The sequence below is a fragment of the Tepidamorphus sp. 3E244 genome, assembly GCF_046159835.1.
Lineage (GTDB): Bacteria > Pseudomonadota > Alphaproteobacteria > Rhizobiales > Tepidamorphaceae > JACKJK01.
On record NZ_JBJXCY010000001.1, the window covers coordinates 44,520 to 64,267 of the forward strand.

General features: G+C 65.2%; 21 protein-coding genes. 9 read left to right on the forward strand and 12 right to left on the reverse strand.

The genetic code is table 11. The features are described 5' to 3' along the window. The first annotated feature begins 55 nt into the window (after nt 1–55). From ACKTEK_RS00195 to ACKTEK_RS00215, 5 genes are all read left to right on the forward strand, one after another. Nucleotides 56–1,003: an ABC transporter ATP-binding protein gene (locus ACKTEK_RS00195; RefSeq protein WP_409164853.1), complete on the forward strand. Its 948-nt coding sequence runs from the start codon at nt 56–58 to the stop codon at nt 1,001–1,003. Further along, complete coding sequence (gene cynS / locus ACKTEK_RS00200) at nt 1,003–1,452, forward strand: cyanase (protein ID WP_409164854.1); 450 nt, start codon at nt 1,003–1,005, stop codon at nt 1,450–1,452. Before ACKTEK_RS00195 ends, cynS begins: the two co-directional genes overlap by 1 nt. Nucleotides 1,453–1,543: 91 nt before the next feature. After that, nucleotides 1,544–2,209 (forward strand): HupE/UreJ family protein, encoded by a 666-nt coding sequence (locus ACKTEK_RS00205; RefSeq protein ID WP_409163229.1) that lies wholly within the window; start codon nt 1,544–1,546, stop codon nt 2,207–2,209. A gap of 119 nt (nt 2,210–2,328) precedes the next feature. Further along, nucleotides 2,329–3,399: a CobW family GTP-binding protein gene (locus ACKTEK_RS00210; protein WP_409163230.1), complete on the forward strand. Its 1,071-nt coding sequence runs from the start codon at nt 2,329–2,331 to the stop codon at nt 3,397–3,399. Next, a complete protein-coding gene (locus ACKTEK_RS00215; protein ID WP_409163231.1) occupies nt 3,396–4,484 on the forward strand; it encodes a WD40 repeat domain-containing protein in 1,089 nt (362 codons plus the stop codon). Before ACKTEK_RS00210 ends, ACKTEK_RS00215 begins: the two co-directional genes overlap by 4 nt. A 57-nt stretch (nt 4,485–4,541) precedes the next feature. Here the strand turns inward: ACKTEK_RS00215 and ACKTEK_RS00220 are convergent, their stop codons facing one another. From ACKTEK_RS00220 to ACKTEK_RS00230, 3 genes are all read right to left on the reverse strand, one after another. Continuing rightward, nucleotides 4,542–4,832: a hypothetical protein gene (locus ACKTEK_RS00220; RefSeq protein WP_409163232.1), complete on the reverse strand. Its 291-nt coding sequence runs from the start codon at nt 4,830–4,832 to the stop codon at nt 4,542–4,544. Next, the gene (locus ACKTEK_RS00225; protein WP_409163233.1) at nt 4,819–5,889 is read right to left on the reverse strand and encodes a YihY/virulence factor BrkB family protein; all 1,071 of its coding nucleotides are present in this window, start codon (nt 5,887–5,889) and stop codon (nt 4,819–4,821) included. Before ACKTEK_RS00225 ends, ACKTEK_RS00220 begins: the two co-directional genes overlap by 14 nt. Before the next feature lie 83 nt (nt 5,890–5,972). After that, nucleotides 5,973–6,707 carry a pentapeptide repeat-containing protein gene (locus ACKTEK_RS00230; protein ID WP_409163234.1) on the reverse strand — a complete coding sequence of 245 codons (735 nt, stop codon included), beginning with the start codon at nt 6,705–6,707 and terminating at the stop codon, nt 5,973–5,975. 184 nt (nt 6,708–6,891) lie between these two features. Between ACKTEK_RS00230 and ACKTEK_RS00235 the strand changes: the two genes are divergently transcribed. Continuing rightward, complete coding sequence (locus ACKTEK_RS00235; protein WP_409163235.1) at nt 6,892–8,091, forward strand: CaiB/BaiF CoA transferase family protein; 1,200 nt, start codon at nt 6,892–6,894, stop codon at nt 8,089–8,091. A gap of 19 nt (nt 8,092–8,110) precedes the next feature. Here ACKTEK_RS00235 and ACKTEK_RS00240 read toward each other — a convergent pair whose 3' ends face one another. The 9 genes from ACKTEK_RS00240 to rfaE1 form a co-directional block, all read right to left on the reverse strand. Then, entirely contained in the window at nt 8,111–8,695 is a 585-nt protein-coding gene (locus ACKTEK_RS00240; RefSeq protein WP_409163236.1) for a pyridoxamine 5'-phosphate oxidase family protein, read from the reverse strand. Then, nucleotides 8,692–9,537, reverse strand: a complete 846-nt coding sequence (gene fghA / locus ACKTEK_RS00245; RefSeq protein WP_409163237.1) for an S-formylglutathione hydrolase — start codon at nt 9,535–9,537, stop codon at nt 8,692–8,694. The genes ACKTEK_RS00240 and fghA overlap by 4 nt, the downstream gene beginning before the upstream one ends. A 40-nt stretch (nt 9,538–9,577) precedes the next feature. Then, nucleotides 9,578–10,021, reverse strand: coding sequence for a YaiI/YqxD family protein (locus ACKTEK_RS00250; protein ID WP_409163238.1), 444 nt, complete (start codon nt 10,019–10,021; stop codon nt 9,578–9,580). 78 nt (nt 10,022–10,099) lie between these two features. After that, nucleotides 10,100–11,743, reverse strand: coding sequence for a BCCT family transporter (locus ACKTEK_RS00255; RefSeq protein WP_409163239.1), 1,644 nt, complete (start codon nt 11,741–11,743; stop codon nt 10,100–10,102). A 52-nt stretch (nt 11,744–11,795) separates the two neighbouring features. Next, complete coding sequence (locus tag ACKTEK_RS00260; protein WP_409163240.1) at nt 11,796–12,209, reverse strand: universal stress protein; 414 nt, start codon at nt 12,207–12,209, stop codon at nt 11,796–11,798. Between the two features lie 202 nt (nt 12,210–12,411). Beyond that, nucleotides 12,412–12,825, reverse strand: coding sequence for a hypothetical protein (locus ACKTEK_RS00265; protein ID WP_409163241.1), 414 nt, complete (start codon nt 12,823–12,825; stop codon nt 12,412–12,414). Beyond that, the gene (locus ACKTEK_RS00270) at nt 12,825–13,934 is read right to left on the reverse strand and encodes an S-(hydroxymethyl)glutathione dehydrogenase/class III alcohol dehydrogenase (RefSeq protein WP_409163242.1); all 1,110 of its coding nucleotides are present in this window, start codon (nt 13,932–13,934) and stop codon (nt 12,825–12,827) included. The genes ACKTEK_RS00265 and ACKTEK_RS00270 overlap by 1 nt, the downstream gene beginning before the upstream one ends. Nucleotides 13,935–14,016: 82 nt before the next feature. After that, a complete protein-coding gene (locus ACKTEK_RS00275; protein ID WP_409163243.1) occupies nt 14,017–14,994 on the reverse strand; it encodes a DUF808 domain-containing protein in 978 nt (325 codons plus the stop codon). Nucleotides 14,995–15,060: 66 nt separating this feature from the next. Further along, complete coding sequence (gene rfaE1, locus ACKTEK_RS00280) at nt 15,061–16,527, reverse strand: D-glycero-beta-D-manno-heptose-7-phosphate kinase (protein WP_409163244.1); 1,467 nt, start codon at nt 16,525–16,527, stop codon at nt 15,061–15,063. A 195-nt stretch (nt 16,528–16,722) separates the two neighbouring features. Here rfaE1 and waaC point away from each other — a divergent pair, with 195 nt between their 5' ends. The 3 genes from waaC to waaF are packed head-to-tail and all read left to right on the forward strand — an operon-like array spanning nt 16,723 to nt 19,742. Continuing rightward, complete coding sequence (waaC, locus tag ACKTEK_RS00285) at nt 16,723–17,763, forward strand: lipopolysaccharide heptosyltransferase I (protein ID WP_409163245.1); 1,041 nt, start codon at nt 16,723–16,725, stop codon at nt 17,761–17,763. A gap of 21 nt (nt 17,764–17,784) precedes the next feature. Continuing rightward, nucleotides 17,785–18,738 (forward strand): ADP-glyceromanno-heptose 6-epimerase, encoded by a 954-nt coding sequence (gene rfaD, locus ACKTEK_RS00290; RefSeq protein ID WP_409163246.1) that lies wholly within the window; start codon nt 17,785–17,787, stop codon nt 18,736–18,738. Between the two features lie 5 nt (nt 18,739–18,743). Then, a complete protein-coding gene (gene waaF / locus ACKTEK_RS00295) occupies nt 18,744–19,742 on the forward strand; it encodes a lipopolysaccharide heptosyltransferase II (RefSeq protein WP_409163247.1) in 999 nt (332 codons plus the stop codon). Nucleotides 19,743–19,748: the final 6 nt, after the last annotated feature.

Genomic DNA, 19,748 nt, shown 5'->3' on the forward strand with positions numbered 1-19,748 from the left:
GACGCCCGCCTCGCTGCAACTCGCCATCTCGAACACTGACACTGAAGGAGAGTCCATGCCGGACGCCCCCGAACAGACCGCACGCAAGATGATCCGCGTCGAAGGACTGGAGCGGCGGTTTCCCGACCCCGAAGGCAAGGGCGAAACCCAGGTTTTCGGCGAAGTGAACTTCACTGTCCACGAGGGCGAGTTCGTCTGCCTCATCGGCCATTCGGGCTGCGGCAAGACCACGCTTCTGAACATCCTCGCGGGCCTCGACAGCCCCTCCAGCGGGCACGTCATCGTCGACGGCAAGGAAATCACCGGCCCGAGCCTCGACCGCGCCGTGGTCTTTCAGGGCCACGCGCTGATGCCGTGGATGACGGCGCTCGGCAACATCGCTTTCGCCGTGGAATCGCGCTGGCCGCGCTGGAGCCGCGCCAAGGTGCGCGAGCAGTGCCAGAAATATCTCGACATGGTTCATCTGGATGGCGCCGAGCACAAGAAGCCCTCGCAGCTGTCCGGCGGCATGAAGCAGCGAGTCGGCATCGCCCGCGCCTTCTCCATCGAGCCGAAAATCCTGCTGATGGACGAGCCGTTCTCGGCGCTGGACGCGCTGACGCGCGGCAGCCTGCAGGACGAACTCGTCTCCATCTGCCAGGCGACGAACCAGACGTCCTTCATGATCACCCACGACATTGACGAGGCCATCCTGCTGGCCGACCGGATCGTGCTGATGACCAACGGTCCGCACGCCCGCGTCTGCGAGATCGTGGAGAACACGCTGCCGGAGGACCGCACGCGCTCCGACATGCACAACCACCCGAACTACTACCCCATGCGCAATCACCTCATCGAGTTCCTCGTCAACCGCTCGAAGACCTTCGCCGAGGAGATTGCCGCTGAAGGGTTCGACCCGCGCAACCCGCCTGTGGTGCGGCCCGCGGCCAGTGTTTCCGCGGCGGCCGGCAACCCGGCTCCCGCATCCGATGAAACGGCGACAAAGGAGAAGAAGGCGTCATGATCACCCGCGAAGAGCTCACCGAGAAGATCGTCGCTTACAAGACGCTCAACGGGAAGAAATGGTCCGAGATCGCGGAGGCCGTCGGCCAGTCCAAGGAATGGACCACAGCCGCTCTGCTGGGCCAGATCTCGCTGACCAAGGAACAGGCGGAAAAGGCGGGTGCCGCCATCGGCATCAATTTTTCCGAAGAGGAAATCGCCCAGCTGATGACCGTGCCCTATCGCGGTTCGCTGCCCTCCTCGGTGCCGACCGACCCGCTCATCTACCGTCTCTACGAAATCGTCATGGTCTACGGCACGACCATGAAGGGCCTCATCGAGGAAGAGTTCGGCGACGGCATCATGTCGGCCATCGACTTCGACATGGACATCACCCGCATCCCCGATCCCAAGGGCGACCGCGTGCAGGTGACGATGTCCGGCAAGTTCCTTCCCTACAAGAGTTACTGACGGCGGCACCACTGCGGCGCAGGAGGCACACCGCGTCACACAGACAACAAAGACCAGGCAAGCAACACAATCGAACCCACGGAGTTCACCCATGATCACATTGCGCAAATCCGCTTCCCTTGCACTCGGCGCTCTCGCCGCCGTGTCCTCCGCCGTTCCGGCCTTTGCCCACCACCCCCTGGGCGGCGCGCCGATGACCAGCTTCGCCGACGGCCTGCTGTCGGGATTCGGTCACCCGGTGCTGGGTTTCGATCACCTGTTCTTCGTGTTGGCGGTCGGCGTCGCGGCAATGGTCGCGGGCCGCGGCCTCACCGCGCCGTTTGCCTATATCGCGGCGATGATCGCGGGCGTCGGCCTCTCGGCGTCCGGCCTCGGCCTGCCCATGGCTGAAGCCGCCATCGTGGTGTCGCTGCTCGTGGTCGGCGGCATGCTCGTCACCGGCAAGACCCTCCACATGCGCATGGTTCTACCGGCCTTCGCGATCTTCGGCCTGTTCCACGGCACTGCCTTCGGCGGCGCGCTGGCCGAGCAGGAAAGCGTCAGTGCAGCCGTCCTTGCCGGCTACCTCGTTGGCCTCGGCGCCATCCAGTACGCCATCGCGCTGGGTGCGGGCTTTGCAACCGCTGCCTTCTACAAGGCGTCGGATGCAGGCTCCGTCATGCCCCGCATGGCGGGTGCGGCGGTTGCCGGTGTCGGCACGCTGCTGGCGCTGGAAGGCATCGAGGGCGCGGCCTTCACGATGCTCGGCCTGGCCTGAGGCGAGAACGCCCCAAGCAAAATCCGGCCGCGCCTCGATCCATTCGGGGTGCGGCTGCATCCGCCTTCAGGCGGCGGGCCATTCCGCTGGATAAACCGATCTTCCAGGAGCGCGTGCAAATGAGCGAAACACAGAGCCAGACGCTGGGCGAGACCACCAGCTGCGCCGACCCGGTTTGCAACGATGCAGCCCAGGCGAGCGCGAAGACCGCTGCCGGTGGCAAGACCCCGGTTACGATCCTCACCGGCTACCTGGGGGCGGGCAAGACGACGCTTCTCAACCGCATCCTCACCGAGAACCATGGCCGGCGCTACGCCGTGGTCGTCAACGAGTTCGGCGAAGAAGGCATCGACAACGAACTGGTGCTCGATGCCGAGGAAGAAATCTTCGAGATGAACAACGGCTGCATCTGCTGCACCGTGCGCGGCGATCTGATCCGCATTCTCGCAGGGCTGATGGACCGCGCCGAAGCCTTTGACGGCATTCTCATCGAGACGACCGGCCTCGCCGATCCCGGCCCCGTGGTGCAGACATTCTTCGTCGATGACGACCTGCGCGACCGCGTCACGCTGGACACCGTCGTGACCGTGGTCGATGCCAAGCATTTCCTCGGCAAGGTGGACGAGCAGCACGAAGCCGAGGAGCAGGTCGCCTTCGCCGATACCATCATTCTCAACAAGGTCGACCTCGTCGGTGAGGATGGCGCGGACGCGGTCGAAAAAAAGATTCGCCAGATCAATCCGCACGCCAAGGTCCATCGCACGGTCAATTCTGGCGTGGAGCTGGCTGCCATCCTCGACCAGGGGTCCTTCGACCTCCAGCGCCTGCTGTCGGTTGAGCCGGGCTTCCTCGAAGAAGACCCGGAAGACCACGAGCACGACGACACGATAACCTCGGTCTCGCTCACCGCTCACGAACCCATCGACGGGCGGCGCTTCTCGGAATGGATGCGCACCCTTATCCGCGAGCGCGGCACCGACATCTTCCGCTCCAAGGGCATCCTGAAGATTGCCGGCGATGACCGCCGCTACGTTTTCCAGGGCGTCCACATGGTGATGGATTCCGAGTGGGGCGTGCCGTGGCAGGAACCGGTCCCCGTCAGCCGGCTCGTCTTCATCGGGCGCAACCTGGATGAAGCAGCGCTGCAGCATGCCTTTGCCGGCTGCACGGCAGCAAAGGCGGCGGCATGAACATGATGGCGATCGCGGAGGTCGATCACGGGACAACAACGGTGCCCGAGGGCATCTCTGCGGCCCGTCTCAAGCTTGCCGCCAACATCACCATGCTGCGGCCGGTCTCACATGGCGATGGGCAGGCCGGCTTCGTCGCCGGGCTGGGCAACGGCCAGCTGGTTTCGTTCGACACGGACGGCGAACCGGGCTCGGATCTGGTGGGCCACCGCGCCGCCGTAACTGGCATGGTCGGCTACGCAGGGACCGTCTTCACCACGGCGCAGGACAGTTGCCTGATACGGCACGACCTTGATGCCGGCAAGAGCGAAACGGTGCTGCAGGTGGCAGGCCAATGGCTGCACGGGCTGACCCGTTCGGCCGCCACCGGGCGCATCGCCTGCATCGCTCGCAAGGCGGTTCACGTCCTGCCGGACGGCAGCGGGCCGGACATGGCCGATTTCCATTTCGACACCCATCCAAGCTCGGCATCGGGCGTTGCGTTCTCGCCCGACGGGCAGCGCATCGCGGTCGCACATTACGATGGCATCACGCTGTGGCCGCTGGACGGGTCCGGCGATGGCGAAGTGCTGAAATGGAAAGGTTCCCACATAGGCGTGACGTGGTCGCCTGACGGGCGCTTCATCGTGTCGGCGACGCAGGAGCGCGAACTCCACGTCTGGGATCTCGTCACCGAGAAGGACTACCGGCTCGGCGGCTACCCGGCCAAGACGCATTCCATGGTCTGGACCATGCCCGACCAGGGACCGGTGAAACTTGCCTGTTCCGGTGCGGACGTCATCACCGCCTGGCCCTTCGGCGATGTCGGGCCAGGCCGCCTGCCGCCGGTCGAGATCGGCTACGTCTATACCGGTCGCGTCACGCAGGTCGCGGCCAACCCGGTGCGCCCGCTCGTTGCCGGTGGCTACACCGTCGGTACCGTGCTGGTCGGTGGACTGGCGAAGGGCGAGGCGATGTTTGCACGCACCGCCGACGGGTCGGAAATCTCATCGCTGGCGTGGGCGGAAGACGGGATGGTGCTTGCAGCGGGAACCCGCGGTGGCGACGTCGAACTGATGAGCGTGCGCGATCTCGCGGTGTCCTGAAGGATCGACGCATCGAAAACTGGCGGGGGCGCAACAGCGCCTCCGCGAATGCGCGCCTCAGGCCGGTGGCGTGTGCGCACCCGCCCGCAACCATGCCAGCGCGCCTTCATCCATTCCCTTGAATTTCGGATCGTCCGCCAGTGGCGCGACGAGAAGCCCGGCGCCGGCGCTCAGCTGCCACTTGATGCGGTGATAGAGCTTCGAACGGCTCAGCGGGCTGCGCACGAGATAGACGCCCTGTGCCACCCGGTGCGCATCGCCATGCGGGTCGAAGTCGTCGGGGATGGCAGTGGCATCACGCACATAGACGAGGAACAGCGGCTGAACTGATTCTTCAGGCGGAGGCATGGGCATCCTTGGATGCGTTCTCGTCCTTGTCGAGGCTGCGGCCGATCGTGTCCGCAACATAGGCGCCGCGCTGGCCCATGGGCCGTTCGCGACCAACGGTCGAGTCGATGCTGGTCTGGTGCTCGATTGCCGCGTTGATTTCCGCGCCCACCACGATGGCGAGTGCGGTGATGTAGAGCCACATCATCAACCCAATGACCGCCCCGAGCGAGCCATAGGTGGCGTTGTAGTCGCCCCAGTTCGCCAGGTAGAAGGCGAAGGCCGCCGAACCTGCAATCCAGATCAGGGTCGCGGCCAGCGAGCCGGACGTGATCCACTTGATCTTCGCCGGCTTCCGGTTCGGCCCGTAGCGGTAGAGCATCGAAGCGGCGACATTGAACAGCAGCGCCATGACCAGCGGGATGGTGATGCCGCTCACATACTGGATGGTGCCGAGCGTCAGGAATCGCAGGATGACCGGCGCGATGACGACCACGTTGACCGCCAGTATCCCGAACAGCACCGCACCCACCGCAAACAGCAGCGAGATGACGAGCTGATGCAGGAAAGGTCGTGCCTCCTGTTCGCCATAGGCAATGTTCATCGCCTGGATCATCGCCACCACCGCGTTACGCACGCTCCACAGTGAAATGGCGAGTGACACGGCAAACGACACGCTCAGGGCGTCGCGCTCGGCCAGCGCGATGCGTGTCATTTCCTCGCGCATCAGGTCCAGTGCCGGGCCGGGCACGATGCCGATCAGCGTATCGAGTTGTCCCGGGATCGATGAGACGTCCGTCATCAGCCCGTAGATGGACACGAATGCGACCATGGAGGGCAGCAGCGCTAGCATCGCGTAGAAGGTGACGCCGGCTGCCGTCAGGCTGAGATTGTGCTCGGTGGAATACTGGTAGAGCCGCCACGCGATATCGCGCCAACCCGAGAACGGGATGTCCAGCGGCCTGCGCGCGTAGCGACCGTGCCCATCCGGAATCGACTGGGTGGGCGGCGGTTCTTCCGCCGTTTCCGGTTCGCCTTCCGTGTCGCTCTTGCCGGTGTCGTCGGTGATGGGAGCCACCCTCGGGTCGCGCACCGCAGGACGCGGCGCGCATCTTTTCGGTCAACGTGAGCGCGTGGCGCGAGTTCCCGTGTCCTGCGAGATCAGTCCTCGCAGAACCACTGTGCCGGGGCTTCGACGCCCATGGGAAGCTGCGTGCCGCCGTCGCCGCAGGCCAGTGCAACCTGCTGCGTGGTGAGGCCCTTCACGCCTGAAAGGTCGATACCGGACAATTCCGCACGGTACAGATAGGCACCTTCCCAGTTCGACCCCGCAAGGGTCGCGCCGTCGAAGGTGGCGCGTGCCACGATCGCATAGCTGAGGTCGGCGCCTGAAAGGTTCGCGCCGGTAAAGTCGGCGCGGATCGCATCGGACTTCGCCATGTTGGCGTTGACGAGGACCGCGCCCTTGAAGTTGCTGCGCGGCAGGCCGGCCCGCGACAGATCCGTGCCGGTGAGGTCCGCGCCCTCGAAGTTGGGGCGATAGAATTCCGCGTAGCCGAGGTCGGCGTCCGTTACCTTTGCCCCGGCGAAGTTCGTCCGCACGCCGAACGTCTTGTGCATGGAGACGTTGGAAAGGTCCGCCCCCCGCAACGATGTGTACGTCACATTCGCGCCGTCGAGCACCGCGTCGACCAGCTTGGAGCCGGAGATGTCCGTGCTGGTCAGGTTGGCATCCGTCAGCCGTGCACCGGTCAGGTCGGAGCCTGAGATCACGATCAGCTTCTTTTCGCAGCCAGACCAGTCGACCCCAGGCTTGGCGCGGTCGCCGCAGCCTGCCTGCGCAGGGAGGACGGCGAGGGCGGTCAGCAAGGTGGACACGGCGAAAAGGCGGATCATGGCGAAGTGCTCCCTGGGAGCCATGTGGCTCGATTTGATGAAAGGTTAGAGCAAGCAGGCGTCGCGGGGAACATCGAACGTGAACCCGGTCTGCACATTTGCATGCCTGTTTCGCTCGGCATCGCGCGGCGCTGGTGTATTGTCGCGAAAACTTCGAACGCAAAAAAGACGGGGAGAAACGACAATGGCGCGACCGCTGGAGGGATGCCGGGTCATCGAACTCACGCACATCATGGCAGGGCCGGTCTGCGGGCTGATGCTCGCCGACATGGGCGCTGACGTCATCAAGGTGGAACGTCCCAACGGAGACGACACGCGCCGCACCGTGCCGCCTGAGATCAACGGCGAAAGCGCCGCCTACATGATGATGAACCGCAACAAGCGCGGCATCTCGCTCGACCTGAAGCAGCCCGAGGCGCTGCAGGCGCTGAAGAACCTCTTGAAGGATGCCGACGTCGTCATCGAGAATTTCCGAAAGGGCACGATGGAGCGTCTGGGCATCGGCTACGAAGAGGTGCGCAAGACCAATCCCGGCATCATCTACACGAGCCTGTCGGGCTTCGGGCGCACCGGGCCTTACGCCGACCGTGGCGGGTTCGATCTCATCGCGCAGGGCATGTCGGGACTGATGTCGTGCACCGGCGTCGGGCCGGGACAGCCCCCGGTGAAGGTGGCCGCCCCCATCTCCGACATCACCGCCGGCATTCTCGCCGCCATGGGTACGGCTGCCGCCTATGCCCACAAGCTGAAGACCGGTGAGGGGCAGTGCGTGGATACCTCGCTCTTCGAGGCCGCCATCACCCAGACCTACTGGCAGTCGGCGATTGCGTTCGCGACCGGCATCAATCCGCAGCCGATGGGTTCGGCCCACCCGCTCAATGCGCCGTACCAGGCGTTCCGCACGTCGGACGGCTGGATCAATATCGGCGCGGCGAACCAGTCCAACTGGGAACGCTTCGTAAAGCTCATCGATGCCGAGCATCTCGCCGAGGACCCGCGCTACGTGACCAACGCGGACCGCATGGCCAACCGCGAGGCGCTCGCCGCCGAACTGGACGCGATCCTGTGCAAGCGCTCGACACAGGAATGGCTCGACGTGATGGAAGGCGGCGGCATGCCCGCCGGTCCCGTCTACACGATCACCGAGATGCAGAACGATCCGCAGGCGGTCGCTCGAGACATGGTGCCGGAACTCGATCATCCCAAGGCCGGCAGGATGCAGACGCTCGGCATGCCGGTGAAGTTTTCCGATGCAGCCGACACCCCGCGCCGCCCCGCGCCGCTGCTTGGCCAGCACACCCGCGAGATACTCGCCGAGGCCGGCCTGGACGCGACGCAGATCGAAGCGCTCGTTTCGGCAGGCGCTGCGATAGAACCGAAATAAGTCGGCTGATATTCCGGCGTTAGGGTGCGAGCCAGGTCATCGCAACAGGCTCCGCCGTGAGGTCGAAGCCCGCGCGCATGTGTCCCTCGTGGCGAAGGTACAGCCAGTCGATGCGCTCGATGGTGACGTCCGCGACCGCCATGTTGGCGAAGCCCTGAAGGTCATCCAGCGTGTCGCGCGGCACATCTTCGACGCTGTCGAGCGGCGTGCCCGGTGGGCAGCCCTGCCGGTAGCATTCCCGCGACATGGATTTCATCGCGTCCCACACGTCACGTGCGCGCTGGTCGCCTGCGTGCAACCGAACCCGCCCGTGGAACCGCACCTGAATTTTCGCGTCCGGGTCGTAGACGTGCAGCGCAACTGGGCCGCCATCGAACATCTGCGCGTGCTTGGGCGCGCGCGTGTCGGTGTTGAAGCGCAGGTGGCGCGCGTCCATGTCCGCCTCGCGCAGGATGACGGTGCGCGCCTGCGGACGACCATCGGCATCGACTGTGGCAAGCGTCGGCGCATGGAACGCGCTCTTGCGGTCGCGCACGCCCGCGCCCAGCAGCATCCAGATATAGGCGTGGACCTCTTCCAGCGTTTCGGGAACGCCGCCGCTCATTTTTTCAGGCGGTCCGCATGCCAGCCGATGTGGTCGGCCATGAAGCTGGAGATGAAATAGTAGGAGTGGTCGTAGCCATCCTGCATCCGCAGGGTGAGCTGGATGCCCGCCTTGTCGCAGGCCTCCTCCAGCAACCACGGACGCAGGCCGGAGGCGAGGAATTCGTCCGCATTGCCCTGGTCGACGAGGATCTCGTCGAGCTTCGCGCCGTCCTCGATCAGCGAGACGCTGTCCCACTTGCGCCACGCGCTTTCGTCGTCACCGAGATACTTGGTGAAGGCGTTGCGCCCCCACTCGGCGACGGAGGGGTGGCAGATCGGCGCGAAGGCGGAGACCGAGCGATAGCGGCCGGGATTGCGCAGGCTCAGCACCAGTGCGCCGTGCCCGCCCATGGAATGACCGAAGATCGACTGCCGGTCCATTTCCGCCGGGAAGTTCGCCGCGATGATACTGGGCAGTTCCTCGGTCACGTAGCGCGCCATGTTGTAGTTAGCCGCGTAAGGGTCCTGCGTCGCATCGACGTAAAACCCAGCGCCGGAGCCGAAATAGTAGACATCCTCGTCGGCCACGGTCTCGCCGCGCGGGCTGGTGTCCGGACACACGATGATGATGCCGTGCTCGGCGGCGGCGGCCCGGAATTCGCCCTTTTCGGTGACGTTGGCGTGGGTGCAGGTCAGCCCGGAGAGGTAAAAGAGCACCGGGCAGGGGCCGTCCTTGGCCTGCGGCGGCAGGAACACCGAGAACGTCATGTCGCAGGCGCAGGCATCCGACGGATGCTTGATGACCTTTTGCGTGCCGCCATGCGACGTCCACTCCGACACGGTTTCCAGTTCTGCCGCCATCTCGTTCTCCTTGATTGTCCTTGCCCCGCAGGGTTGCCGATCAGCGAAGCTGACGCAACACGCGCTCCAGCGCCTGTTTGAAATTCGACCGCTCGCGCGCGCCGAACGACGCGTGCCGGCTTTGTACCGCGCCCTGTTCGCGCAGGTCCGTCATCAGGTTTCGCGTCGCCAGCACCGCGCCGATATTGGCATCGGTCAGCGCCTCGCCGTTGGGCTTCAGCACGAGGCCGCCCGCCTTCACGCAGCGGCTCGCCAGCGGAATGTCCGTGGTGATGCAAATGTCGCCGGGCCCGATGCGTTCCGCGATCCAGTCATCGGCAACGTCCAGCCCGTCCGGCACGTAGATCATCTTCACGTGGTCGTCGCGATAGGGGCGGATGCCGCCATTGGAGACGACCAGCACGTCCGCACCGTTTCGCCCGGCAACGAGGATCGCCTCCTCCTTCACCGGGCAGGCATCGGCATCGATGTAGATCGTGGTCATGTGGTGCGCGGCGTCCGGATGCGAAAACGGCGGCCACTGGGACCGCCGTTTCCTTTGTCGTGAATGTGGGTGTCCGCGTCAACGTGGCTCGGACATCAGCCCCTTCAGGATCGCCCAGCACATCAACAACAGCACCGCCGTGAATGGCAGGCCGGTTGAAATCACCATGGCTTGCAGCGAGGTCAGGCCGCCGCCGATCAACAGCACGATGGCGACCGCGCCTTCGAAGGTGCACCAGAACACGCGCTGCGGGACCGGGGCGTCGATCTTGCCGCCGGCGGTGATCGTGTCGATGACCAGAGAACCGGAGTCCGACGAGGTCACGAAGAACACGATGACCAGCACGATGCCGATGGTGGACGTGATGGCCGAAAGGGGCAGCCCCTCGAGCATCGCGAACAGCGAGATTGGCGGGTTGTAGGCATCGATCACCTGCGCCTTGACGGCGGAGTTCACCGGGTCGGTCAGCACCTGGTCGATGGCCGCGCCGCCGAAGGTCGCCATCCACAGCACGCAGACCGCGGACGGGATGAGAAGCACGCAGATGATGAACTCACGGACCGTGCGGCCACGGCTGACGCGGGCGATGAACATGCCGACGAACGGCGACCAGGAAATCCACCACGCCCAGTAGAACGCGGTCCAGCCCTGCATGTAGCCGGTGTCTTCACGCCCGATCGGGTTGGACAGCGGAACGAGGTCCACCACGTAGCCGACCATGCCGTTTATGAAGTCGCCGAGGATGTTGCCGGGGCCTGCCGCGATGAACACGAACAGCAGCAGCAGGGCGGCGATCACCATATTGATTTCCGACAGCACCTTCACGCCGCCATCGAGACCACGCACCACCGAGATGAGTGCGATGGCCGTGATGACGGTGATCAGTATCACCTGGACGGTGACGTTGTTGGGAATGCCGAAGATGTGCTCAAGGCCGGCATTCGCCTGCTGTGCGCCGAAGCCCAGCGACGTGGCGAGGCCGAAGAGCGTGGCGAACACGGCCAGCGTATCGATGATGTGGCCGGTCCAGCCCCACACGCGCTCCCCGAAGATCGGGTAGAAGGCGGAGCGGATCGTCAGCGGCAGACCCTTGTTGTAGGTGAACAGCGCCAGCGCCAGGGCAACAATGGCGTAGATCGCCCACGGGTGCAGACCCCAGTGGTAAATGGTGGCTGCAAGGCCCATCTGACGGGCCGCTTCCACGTTTTCAGCGATGATCGTGCCGTCCTCGGCAAAGGGTGATGGCACCCCGAGCGGTTCGGAAATGGCCATGTGGTAGACCGGTTCCAGAACGCCGAAGAACATCAGGCCGATGCCCATGCCGGCTGCGAACAGCATCGCGAACCAGCCGACATAGCCGTAGTCGGGCGTTGCGTGCGCGCCGCCAAGCCGGATGCCGCCCCACGGGCTGACGATCAGGAAGAGGCAGAACAGCACGAAGATGTTCGCAGCCCCCAGAAAGAACCAGTCGAAGGTCGAGGTCAGGGCGGGCCGCAGCCAGCCGAAGAAGGACTCCGCCTGTTCCGGCAGCGCCAGCGCGTAAAACACGAAGGCCATTATGCTCAGCCCGGAGATCAGGAAGACCGGGTTGTGGATGTCGAGGCCGAACGGCCCGACCTGAGTCGTGATGTTGTCCTGGCCGATCTCGTAATCGGTGGTGATCACCTCGGATGGCCCTTCGGGCGTCGGAATGCCCGGGCTTCCCTCTGTTGAATCGCTCATTTTGAAATTTCTCCCCCGTTATTAGTTCAGGTCCGCGCTTGGCGCGCGGTGCTCAGCGCACGACGAAGACGGAAACCTTCGCGTGGCTGGCGACATGGCCGGCATTGGAACTGAACATGTGCTCCAGCGCGCCCGGCACGTGAGAGCCCATGACGACGAGATCTGCCCCGGTCAACTCGACGGCTTCGAGAAGCTTTGCGTCGAGATCGACGGCCGGATCGTGGCTGACGATGGTGTGCGTCGAAGCCGTCTTGCCGTGGCCGCTGGCCTGCTCGCGTGCGAACGCCTCCAGCCGCTGGCCGAACTCTTCCGGGTTGTGTGCCACCGAACCCGGTGCCGTCGACGTGACGCCGACATAGCAGATCTCGGCGGCGTACTGCTTGGCGAGGTCGCCGGCGGTTTTCAGCGCCTTGTCGAGCTTTTCGACATGGGCAAGGTCCACCGGGACCATGATTTTCGAATACATGAGTTGCCTCCCATTGTTGCGTGCGCTGCTACGCACGTCGCCGGCCACGAGGGCTCAGCGTGCCTTGGGGGCCGGTATGGGCATGGTACGCGTCAAAGTGACGCGCTCCATTCGCGTCACACGACGCGGTGTATGCTGAATGCGACAGCATCGGCGTGCGGGATACGCATATCCCGCTGCGCCCGGCCCCCTTCCAGTCGACCTAGTTCCGTGTCCAGGTCTCGTAGCCGATGTCTTCGCCGCCGCCATAGGTCCAGGAACCAACCCATGTGCCGTTCGGCTGCAGCACGTAGATCGTCGTGCCGTAGGTGTTGCCTGCCACATAGGCGACGGACAGGACGACATCGTTGTCCTGAGCCTCCCCGACCAGCAGCGCGCCGTCCTCGAAGACGGCACCAACGCCCGTGCCTTCGTAGCGCGTTCTGCCGACATCCCACACGATCTTGTAGGTATTTCCGGTCCGGGTGACTTCGACGGTGCCGGCATATTCGTTGCCGTCATCCGGGTTGGTGCCCTCGACACGGTACGTGCCCTCGGGGTTTGCAAGAGCAGCCCCGATCGTCAGCACGAAACCGGCGGCGGCAGCGACAAGTGTCGTGATCGCGGATGTGCGCATCAAAACTCCACGACCGAGCGGATCGACTTGCCCTCGTGCATCAGGTCGAAGGCGTCGTTGATCTTGTCCAGCGGCATCTTGTGGGTGATCAGGTCGTCGATGTTGATCTTCCCGTCCATGTACCAGTCGACGATCTTCGGCACGTCCGTGCGCCCCTTCGCGCCGCCGAAGGCGGTGCCGCGCCAGTTGCGCCCCGTCACGAGCTGAAACGGGCGGGTGGAGATTTCCGCGCCAGCCGGCGCCACGCCGATTATGATCGAGGTGCCCCAGCCCTTGTGGCAGCACTCCAGCGCATCGCGCATGACCTTCACGTTGCCGATGCACTCGAAGGAATAGTCCGCGCCGCCCTTCGTCAGGTCGACGAGATAGGGGACGAGGTCGCCCTCGACTTCGCTGGGATTGACGAAATGCGTCATGCCGAACTTCTCGGCGATCTCCTTGCGCGCCGGGTTCAGGTCGACGCCGACGATCATGTCGGCACCGGCGATCCGCGCGCCCTGGATGACGTTGAGACCGATGCCGCCGAGACCGAAGATGACGACGTTGTCGCCCGGCTGGACCTTGGCCGTGTTGATGACCGCGCCGATGCCCGTCGTCACGCCGCAGCCGATGTAGCAGATCTTGTCGAATGGGGCGTCCTCGCGAACCTTGGCGAGCGCGATCTCCGGTACGACCGTGTGATTGGCGAAGGTCGAGGTGCCCATGTAGTGGAAGATCTTCTCGCCGCCGGCCGAAAAGCGCGACGTGCCGTCCGGCATGACGCCCTGACCCTGCGTGGTGCGGATCTTCTGGCACAGGTTCGTCTTGCCCGAGGTGCAGTAGTCGCACTCGCGGCATTCCGGCGTGTAGAGCGGAATGACGTGGTCGCCCTTCTTCAGGCTGGTGACGCCGGGACCGACCTCGACGACGACGCCCGCGCCTTCATGGCCCAGGATCGCCGGGAAGATGCCTTCCGGGTCCGCGCCGGACTTGGTGAACTCGTCGGTATGGCAGATGCCGGTCGCCTTGATCTCGACCAGGACCTCGCCTTCGCGCGGACCGTCCAGTTTGACGGTCGTGACCTCAAGCGGCTTGCCGGCTTGGACGGCAACGGCGGCGCGTGTTTCCATGGGTCGTCTGGCCTCCCGGGCATGCGTATTCAAAAACGAAGCGGCAGGCTAAACGCGATTGGTGCGCAATGAAAAGGCCCAATCAGGAATGAGCGGCCTGCTTGCCCGTGAAGATCGATGCAATCGGCAGGATGACCTTGGTGACGATGGGGATGAGCAGCAGGCCGAGCACCAGCCCGATGACGCCGTCGAGCGCTGCGGTCACGAACCACTCGACGAAGCCTTCCAGCGACGGCGGCACTGCCTGCGCGGCGTTCACCGCGATCGAATGGATCACGTCGTAGGGCGCATGGAAGCCCAACTCGTCCGCGCCATGCACGATGATCGAACCCCCGACCCAGATCATCGCGGCGGTGCCGACGACGACGAGGATCTTCATCACCCACGGCATGCCCTTCACGATCCAAGACCCGATATGGCGGGTGATGGCGGCGTTGCCGGCAGCGGCCATGCGGATGCCAACGTCGTCGGCCTTCACGATCAGCGCGACCGCGCCGTAGACAGCGATGGTGATGATGACGCCGGCAATCGCCAGCGAGGCGGCCGTCATCGCCAGCCCCATGTCGGGCGGCAGGGCGGCGAGCGTGATGGTCATGATCTCGGCGGAGAGGATGAAGTCGGTCTTGATTGCGCCCTGCACCTTGGATTCCTCAAGGTGCGCGTCCTTCAGCTTTTCCTTGTAGACCTCTTCCACCGTGTGGTCGGCGGGGTTGATGGCGTGGAAGACCTTCTCCGCGCCTTCAAAGCAAAGATACGCACCGCCCAGCATCAGCAGCGGCGCGATCAGCCACGGCGCGAAGACCGACAGCAGCAGCGCGATCGGCAGCAGGATGACCAGCTTGTTGAAGAGCGAGCCCTTGGCGATCTTCCAGACAATGGGCAGCTCGCGGTCGGCGGAGAAGCCGTGCACGTATTTCGGCGTCACGGCGGCATCGTCGATCACCGCACCCGCTGCCTTGGTCGATGCCTTCACCGCCTGTCCGAAGACGTCGTCCACGGAAGCCGCGGCCACGCGGGCAATGGCAGCAACATCGTCCAGCAGGGCGAGAAGTCCGGTCATGTCGGGTGTCTTTCCGTTGAGAGCGTCACAGGAACAATCAGTTTCGGGCAGAAGCGTTCCATCCGCTCAGCCGCGCAGCCGGTTCACCAGGTTGGTGGTCGAGTGCCCGTCCAGCAGCGGCACGAGTTCCACGCGCCCACCGCGCGCCTCCACCACGTCGCGCCCGACGACCGGCTTGCCCTCGTAGTCCGCGCCCTTGAACAGCACGTCCGGCTGCACCGCCGCGATCAGCTCCTGCGGGGTATCTTCGTCAAAGATCACGACAAGATCGCAGAAACGCAGCGATGCGAGAAGCCTTGCGCGCGAGGCTTCGTCCTGCACCGGGCGGCTCTCGCCCTTGAGCCGCTTGACGGAAGCATCGGCATTCACGCCGACGATCAGCACGTCGCAGCGGCTGCGCGCATATTCCAGCCCGTGCAGGTGGCCCGCATGCAGCAGGTCGAAACAGCCATTGGTGAAGCCGACCGTCTTGCCGGCCTCGCGCCACCCGCCCGCGATGGCGGCAGCCTGCTCGCGGCTGACCGGGCGATGCGGTGCGTCGATGCCGACGCCGTGGCGAAGTTCCTCGCGGCTGACGGTGCTGGTGCCGGCCTTGCCCACCGCGATGCCGGCCGCCGCGTTGCCGAGCCGCACGGCGTCCGCCAGCGAAAGCCCGGTCGCAAGACCCGCGGCAACGGTGGCGATCACCGTGTCGCCTGCGCCCGACACATCGAAGACAGAGCGCGCCATGGCCGGCACGTGCAGCGGCTCGCCGCCGCGTTCCACCAGCGTCATGCCCGCTTCGCCGCGTGTCGCCAGCACGCTTGCAACACCGGGGAAACGGTCGAGCAGCAGGTCGCAGGCGCGCGCGGCATCCGCGTCGGAGCGCACGTTGATGCCGGTGATCTCGGCCAGCTCGCGCAGGTTTGGCGAGACCATATGCACGCTGGAATAGGCGTCGAGGTCCTGCCGCTTCGGGTCGACGAGAACCGGCACCCCGGCCTCCGCCGCGATCTGGCTGAGTTCCTTGCAGATATCCGGCGTCAGCACGCCCTTGGCATAGTCGGAGAGGATCAGCGCGCCGCAGCCGGGAATGATCTTGCGTGCATCTGCGATGATCTGTTCAGCCGTCGCGGCGCTGACGGGCGCGGCGGTTTCAGAATCGAGGCGGATCATCTGCTGGTTCTGCACGACGATCCGCGTCTTCACCGTGGTGCGGCGGTCCTCCTCGCGCACGAGGCGGGCTTCCAGTCCCGGTTCGGCGGCACAGCGCGCGATCAGCGTTTCGCCGTCCGGGCCGGCGCCGCAGACGCCGATCAATGTTGCGCGCGCACCGTAAGCGAGCAGGTTCATGGCGACATTGGCCGCGCCGCCCGGCATTTCGTGGACATGGGCTTCCGCCACGACCGGCACCGGGGCCTCCGGCGAGATGCGTGCCACGCCGCCATGCACAAACCGGTCGAGCATCACGTCGCCGACCACGCAGACATGGACGGTGTCCAGCCGGTCGATGGCCGCCGACAGATCGTTCGGGTTCGAAGCGCGCTGGATCATCCGCAAACCTTGAAGACGCCTGGCCGTGGTGGCGGCCCAACCGGCTCGGTTCTTCCCACAACCGGGCGCGCGGCTCAACCGATTCCGCCACCACCGGGCTTGCCGTGGCGCGCCGCGACCCTTAATCACCGGCCACGCCCTGTCGATTGGCGCGCGTGGTGCGTGCCTCCTTCGGGAGGGCAGGTCCGTTCCTGAATGTCGAAGCGAATTCTCCTCGTCAAACTGTCCTCGCTGGGCGATGTGGTTCACACCTATCCCGCCTTGACCGACCTTGCGCGCGCGGTTCCCGGCGCGAAAGTGGACTGGGTCGTGGAGGAAGCCTTCGCCCCGCTGGCAGCGCTTCACCCGGCTGTCGGCGAGATTTTCCCGGTGCGGCTTCGCGCACTGAAGAAGGCCGGATGGCGCGCGCAACTGGCCCACCTGAAGGAACTGCGCGGCAAGCTGAAGGGCCGCTACGACCTCGTCATCGACGCGCAGGGCCTGATGAAAAGTGCGCTCGTGGCAAAGCTCGCCGGTGCCCGCGTCGCAGGTTATGGCCGCGACCACGCCCGCGAGAAGCTGGCGGCGGTCGCCTATCGCGACGAATTCGACATTTCCGTCATGCAGCACGCGGCAACCCGCACGCGGAAGCTCTTTGCCGACGCGCTCGGCTACGATCTCGAAAAACTGCCGCTCGACCACGGCCTGAAGGTGCGCAACATCGCGTCCATCGGGCGCTCCGCCCTCGCCAAGCTCGGGATCACCAAGCCGCCCGCGATGATCCTTCATGGCAGCGCCTGGCACACGAAGACCTGGTCGCCGGCGGAATGGCGCAAGGTTGCGGAAATGATCGACGCGCGCGGCGTGCCGCTGGTGGTGCCCGCCGGCAGCGCGGAAGAACTCGAAACCGCCCAGACCATCATCGATGGTCTTGAGCGCGCCTACGTGCTGCCGCCGCTCTCCCTGCATGAACTTGCGGGAGTGCTGGCGAAATCGCGCTTCGTGCTGGGGGTTGATTCCGGCCTGACGCATCTCGGTGTCGCGCTCAACCGCCCCGGCGTCTTCCTGATCGGGCCGACGGACCCGGTGCGCACTGGCCCCATCGGCGACACCTTCCGCACCATTGTCTCGAAGGGGCCTGCCGCGCCGTGCTACAAGCGAACCTGCGACTTGACCCCCGACGGGCGCTGCTGCATGGACGCGATCAAGCGGCAGGACGTGCTGCGCGCCGTGGAATACGCACTCGCTGCGACCTGAGCGAAAGGCATCTTTTCAGCCATGATCATCGTGACCGGCGGCGCCGGATTCATCGGTTCCAACATCGTGCGCGCACTCAACGCGCGGGGGATCGGCGATATTCTCGTCGTCGACGACCTGACCGACGGCCACAAGTTCGAGAACCTCGCCGATCTCGACATCACCGACTACATGGACAAGGATGCCTTTCGCGATCTGATCCGCCGCGATGACGCGGGGCTTTCCGCTGAAATCGTCTTCCATCAGGGCGCCTGCTCGGACACCACCGAGTGGAACGGCCGCTACATGATGGACACGAATTTCGAGTTCTCGCGCGACCTGCTGGCCTGGGCGCTGCGCCACGGAACCCAGTTCATCTATGCCTCGTCGGCCGCCGTCTACGGTGCGGAGACCGCCTTTTCGGAGACGCCCGGCGGCGAGAAGCCGATCAACGTCTACGGCTACTCCAAGGCCCTGTTCGATGCCCACGTGCGCAAGCGAATGCAGGCGGGCGTCACATCGCAGATTGTGGGCTTGCGCTATTTCAACGTCTACGGCCCGCGCGAGCAGCACAAGGGGTCGATGGCGTCCGTCGCCTTCCACCTCGACCGGCAGCTTGCCGAGACCGACACGGTGAAGCTGTTCGAGGGCTCGCACGGCTACGCCGATGGCGGGCAGCTGCGCGACTTCGTCCATGTCGATGACGTCGCCGCCGTGAACCTGTGGTTCATGGACAACCCGAAAGTCAGCGGCATCTTCAATTGCGGCACCGGCCGCGCGCAGGAATTCAACGATATCGCCAATGCCGTCACCGGCTGGCACGGTCGCGGCGCAATCGAGTATGTCGCCTTCCCCGAACACCTGAAGGGCGCCTACCAGGCCTTCACGCAGGCGGACCTGACGCGCCTGCGCGAAGCCGGATGTGACGTCGAATTCCGCCCCGTCGAGCAGGGCGTGCGCGATTATCTCGACGTGCTGCACGGGGCGAACAGGTAGCCGCCATGAGCCGGGTTCTGGTGATCGCGCCGTCCTGGGTCGGCGACATGGTCATGGCGCAGACGCTGTTCCGGCGCATCGTGCGCATGGACCCGGACGCCGAGATCCACGTGGTCGGGCCGGAATGGTCGATCCCGCTCACCGCCCGCATGCCGGAAGTGACGCGCGCCTACGTGCTGGACGTGCCGCATGGCAGCTTCGGGTTCGGCGCGCGCCGGATGCTTGGCAAGGCGCTGCGGCCGATGGCCTTCGACGCATCCTTCGTCATGCCGCGCTCGTGGAAGTCCGCGCTGGTGCCGTTTTTTGCCGGTGTGCCGCGCCGCATCGGCTATCGCGGCGAGATGCGCTTTTGGCTGCTGAACGACATCGTGCCGCGCCGCGCAGTTGCCCATGACGGCGCGCACAAGCCGCGCACGGTGGATGAGTTCGTCGGCCTTGCCGACCCGAGCGAACCGGAAATGCGCGCCGAGGAAGCCCCGAAGATCGAACGCGACATGGCAAGCGAGGCCAAGGCGCGCGATGCGTTCTCGATTTCCGATGACGCCTCTCCCGTCACAATGTGTCCGGGAGCCGAGGCCGGCCCCATCAAGCAGTGGCCGGTGGAGCATTTCGCGACGCTGGCCAGCGAGGTCGGCAAAACGGGGCGGCCCGTCTGGCTGCTGGGCTCAGCGCGCGACCGCGAGGATTGCGAGAGAATCGCGGAAATCGTCGGCAGCAATGCGGACGTGCAGGTCTTCGCCGGGCGCACCAGCCTCGTGCAGGCCATCGACCTGATCGGCATGAGCGCAGGCATCGTCAGCAACGATTCCGGCCTGATGCACGTGGCCTCCGCCATGCGCAAGCCGACGGTCGCCCTCTACGGGCCGACGAGCGAGAAGGTCAACCCGCCGCTCTCTCCGGCAGCGCGCATCGTTGCCGACAGGCCGGCAGGCCGCGAGCCCGCCATGGACCGGATCGAACCGGCAGACGTGCTAGCCGCCCTGGAGGACGCCGGCGGGCTGTAGCGTGCG

Excerpts from the sequence above, each read along its gene's own strand:
- ACKTEK_RS00270 (WP_409163242.1), bottom strand. The coding sequence starts at position 13,934 with ATGGAAACACGCGCCGCCGTTGCCGTCCAAGCCGGCAAGCCGCTTGAG.
- ACKTEK_RS00275 (WP_409163243.1), bottom strand. The coding sequence starts at position 14,994 with ATGACCGGACTTCTCGCCCTGCTGGACGATGTTGCTGCCATTGCCCGC.
- rfaD (WP_409163246.1), top strand. The coding sequence starts at position 17,785 with ATGATCATCGTGACCGGCGGCGCCGGATTCATCGGTTCCAACATCGTG.
- ACKTEK_RS00230 (WP_409163234.1), bottom strand. The coding sequence starts at position 6,707 with ATGATCCGCCTTTTCGCCGTGTCCACCTTGCTGACCGCCCTCGCCGTC.
- ACKTEK_RS00215 (WP_409163231.1), top strand. The coding sequence starts at position 3,396 with ATGAACATGATGGCGATCGCGGAGGTCGATCACGGGACAACAACGGTG.
- waaF (WP_409163247.1), top strand. The coding sequence starts at position 18,744 with ATGAGCCGGGTTCTGGTGATCGCGCCGTCCTGGGTCGGCGACATGGTC.
- ACKTEK_RS00220 (WP_409163232.1), bottom strand. The coding sequence starts at position 4,832 with ATGCCTCCGCCTGAAGAATCAGTTCAGCCGCTGTTCCTCGTCTATGTG.
- ACKTEK_RS00265 (WP_409163241.1), bottom strand. The coding sequence starts at position 12,825 with ATGCGCACATCCGCGATCACGACACTTGTCGCTGCCGCCGCCGGTTTC.
- fghA (WP_409163237.1), bottom strand. The coding sequence starts at position 9,537 with ATGGCGGCAGAACTGGAAACCGTGTCGGAGTGGACGTCGCATGGCGGC.
- ACKTEK_RS00255 (WP_409163239.1), bottom strand. The coding sequence starts at position 11,743 with ATGAGCGATTCAACAGAGGGAAGCCCGGGCATTCCGACGCCCGAAGGG.
- ACKTEK_RS00210 (WP_409163230.1), top strand. The coding sequence starts at position 2,329 with ATGAGCGAAACACAGAGCCAGACGCTGGGCGAGACCACCAGCTGCGCC.
- waaC (WP_409163245.1), top strand. The coding sequence starts at position 16,723 with ATGTCGAAGCGAATTCTCCTCGTCAAACTGTCCTCGCTGGGCGATGTG.
- ACKTEK_RS00205 (WP_409163229.1), top strand. The coding sequence starts at position 1,544 with ATGATCACATTGCGCAAATCCGCTTCCCTTGCACTCGGCGCTCTCGCC.
- ACKTEK_RS00260 (WP_409163240.1), bottom strand. The coding sequence starts at position 12,209 with ATGTATTCGAAAATCATGGTCCCGGTGGACCTTGCCCATGTCGAAAAG.
- rfaE1 (WP_409163244.1), bottom strand. The coding sequence starts at position 16,527 with ATGATCCAGCGCGCTTCGAACCCGAACGATCTGTCGGCGGCCATCGAC.
- ACKTEK_RS00195 (WP_409164853.1), top strand. The coding sequence starts at position 56 with ATGCCGGACGCCCCCGAACAGACCGCACGCAAGATGATCCGCGTCGAA.
- ACKTEK_RS00235 (WP_409163235.1), top strand. The coding sequence starts at position 6,892 with ATGGCGCGACCGCTGGAGGGATGCCGGGTCATCGAACTCACGCACATC.
- ACKTEK_RS00240 (WP_409163236.1), bottom strand. The coding sequence starts at position 8,695 with ATGAGCGGCGGCGTTCCCGAAACGCTGGAAGAGGTCCACGCCTATATC.
- ACKTEK_RS00250 (WP_409163238.1), bottom strand. The coding sequence starts at position 10,021 with ATGACCACGATCTACATCGATGCCGATGCCTGCCCGGTGAAGGAGGAG.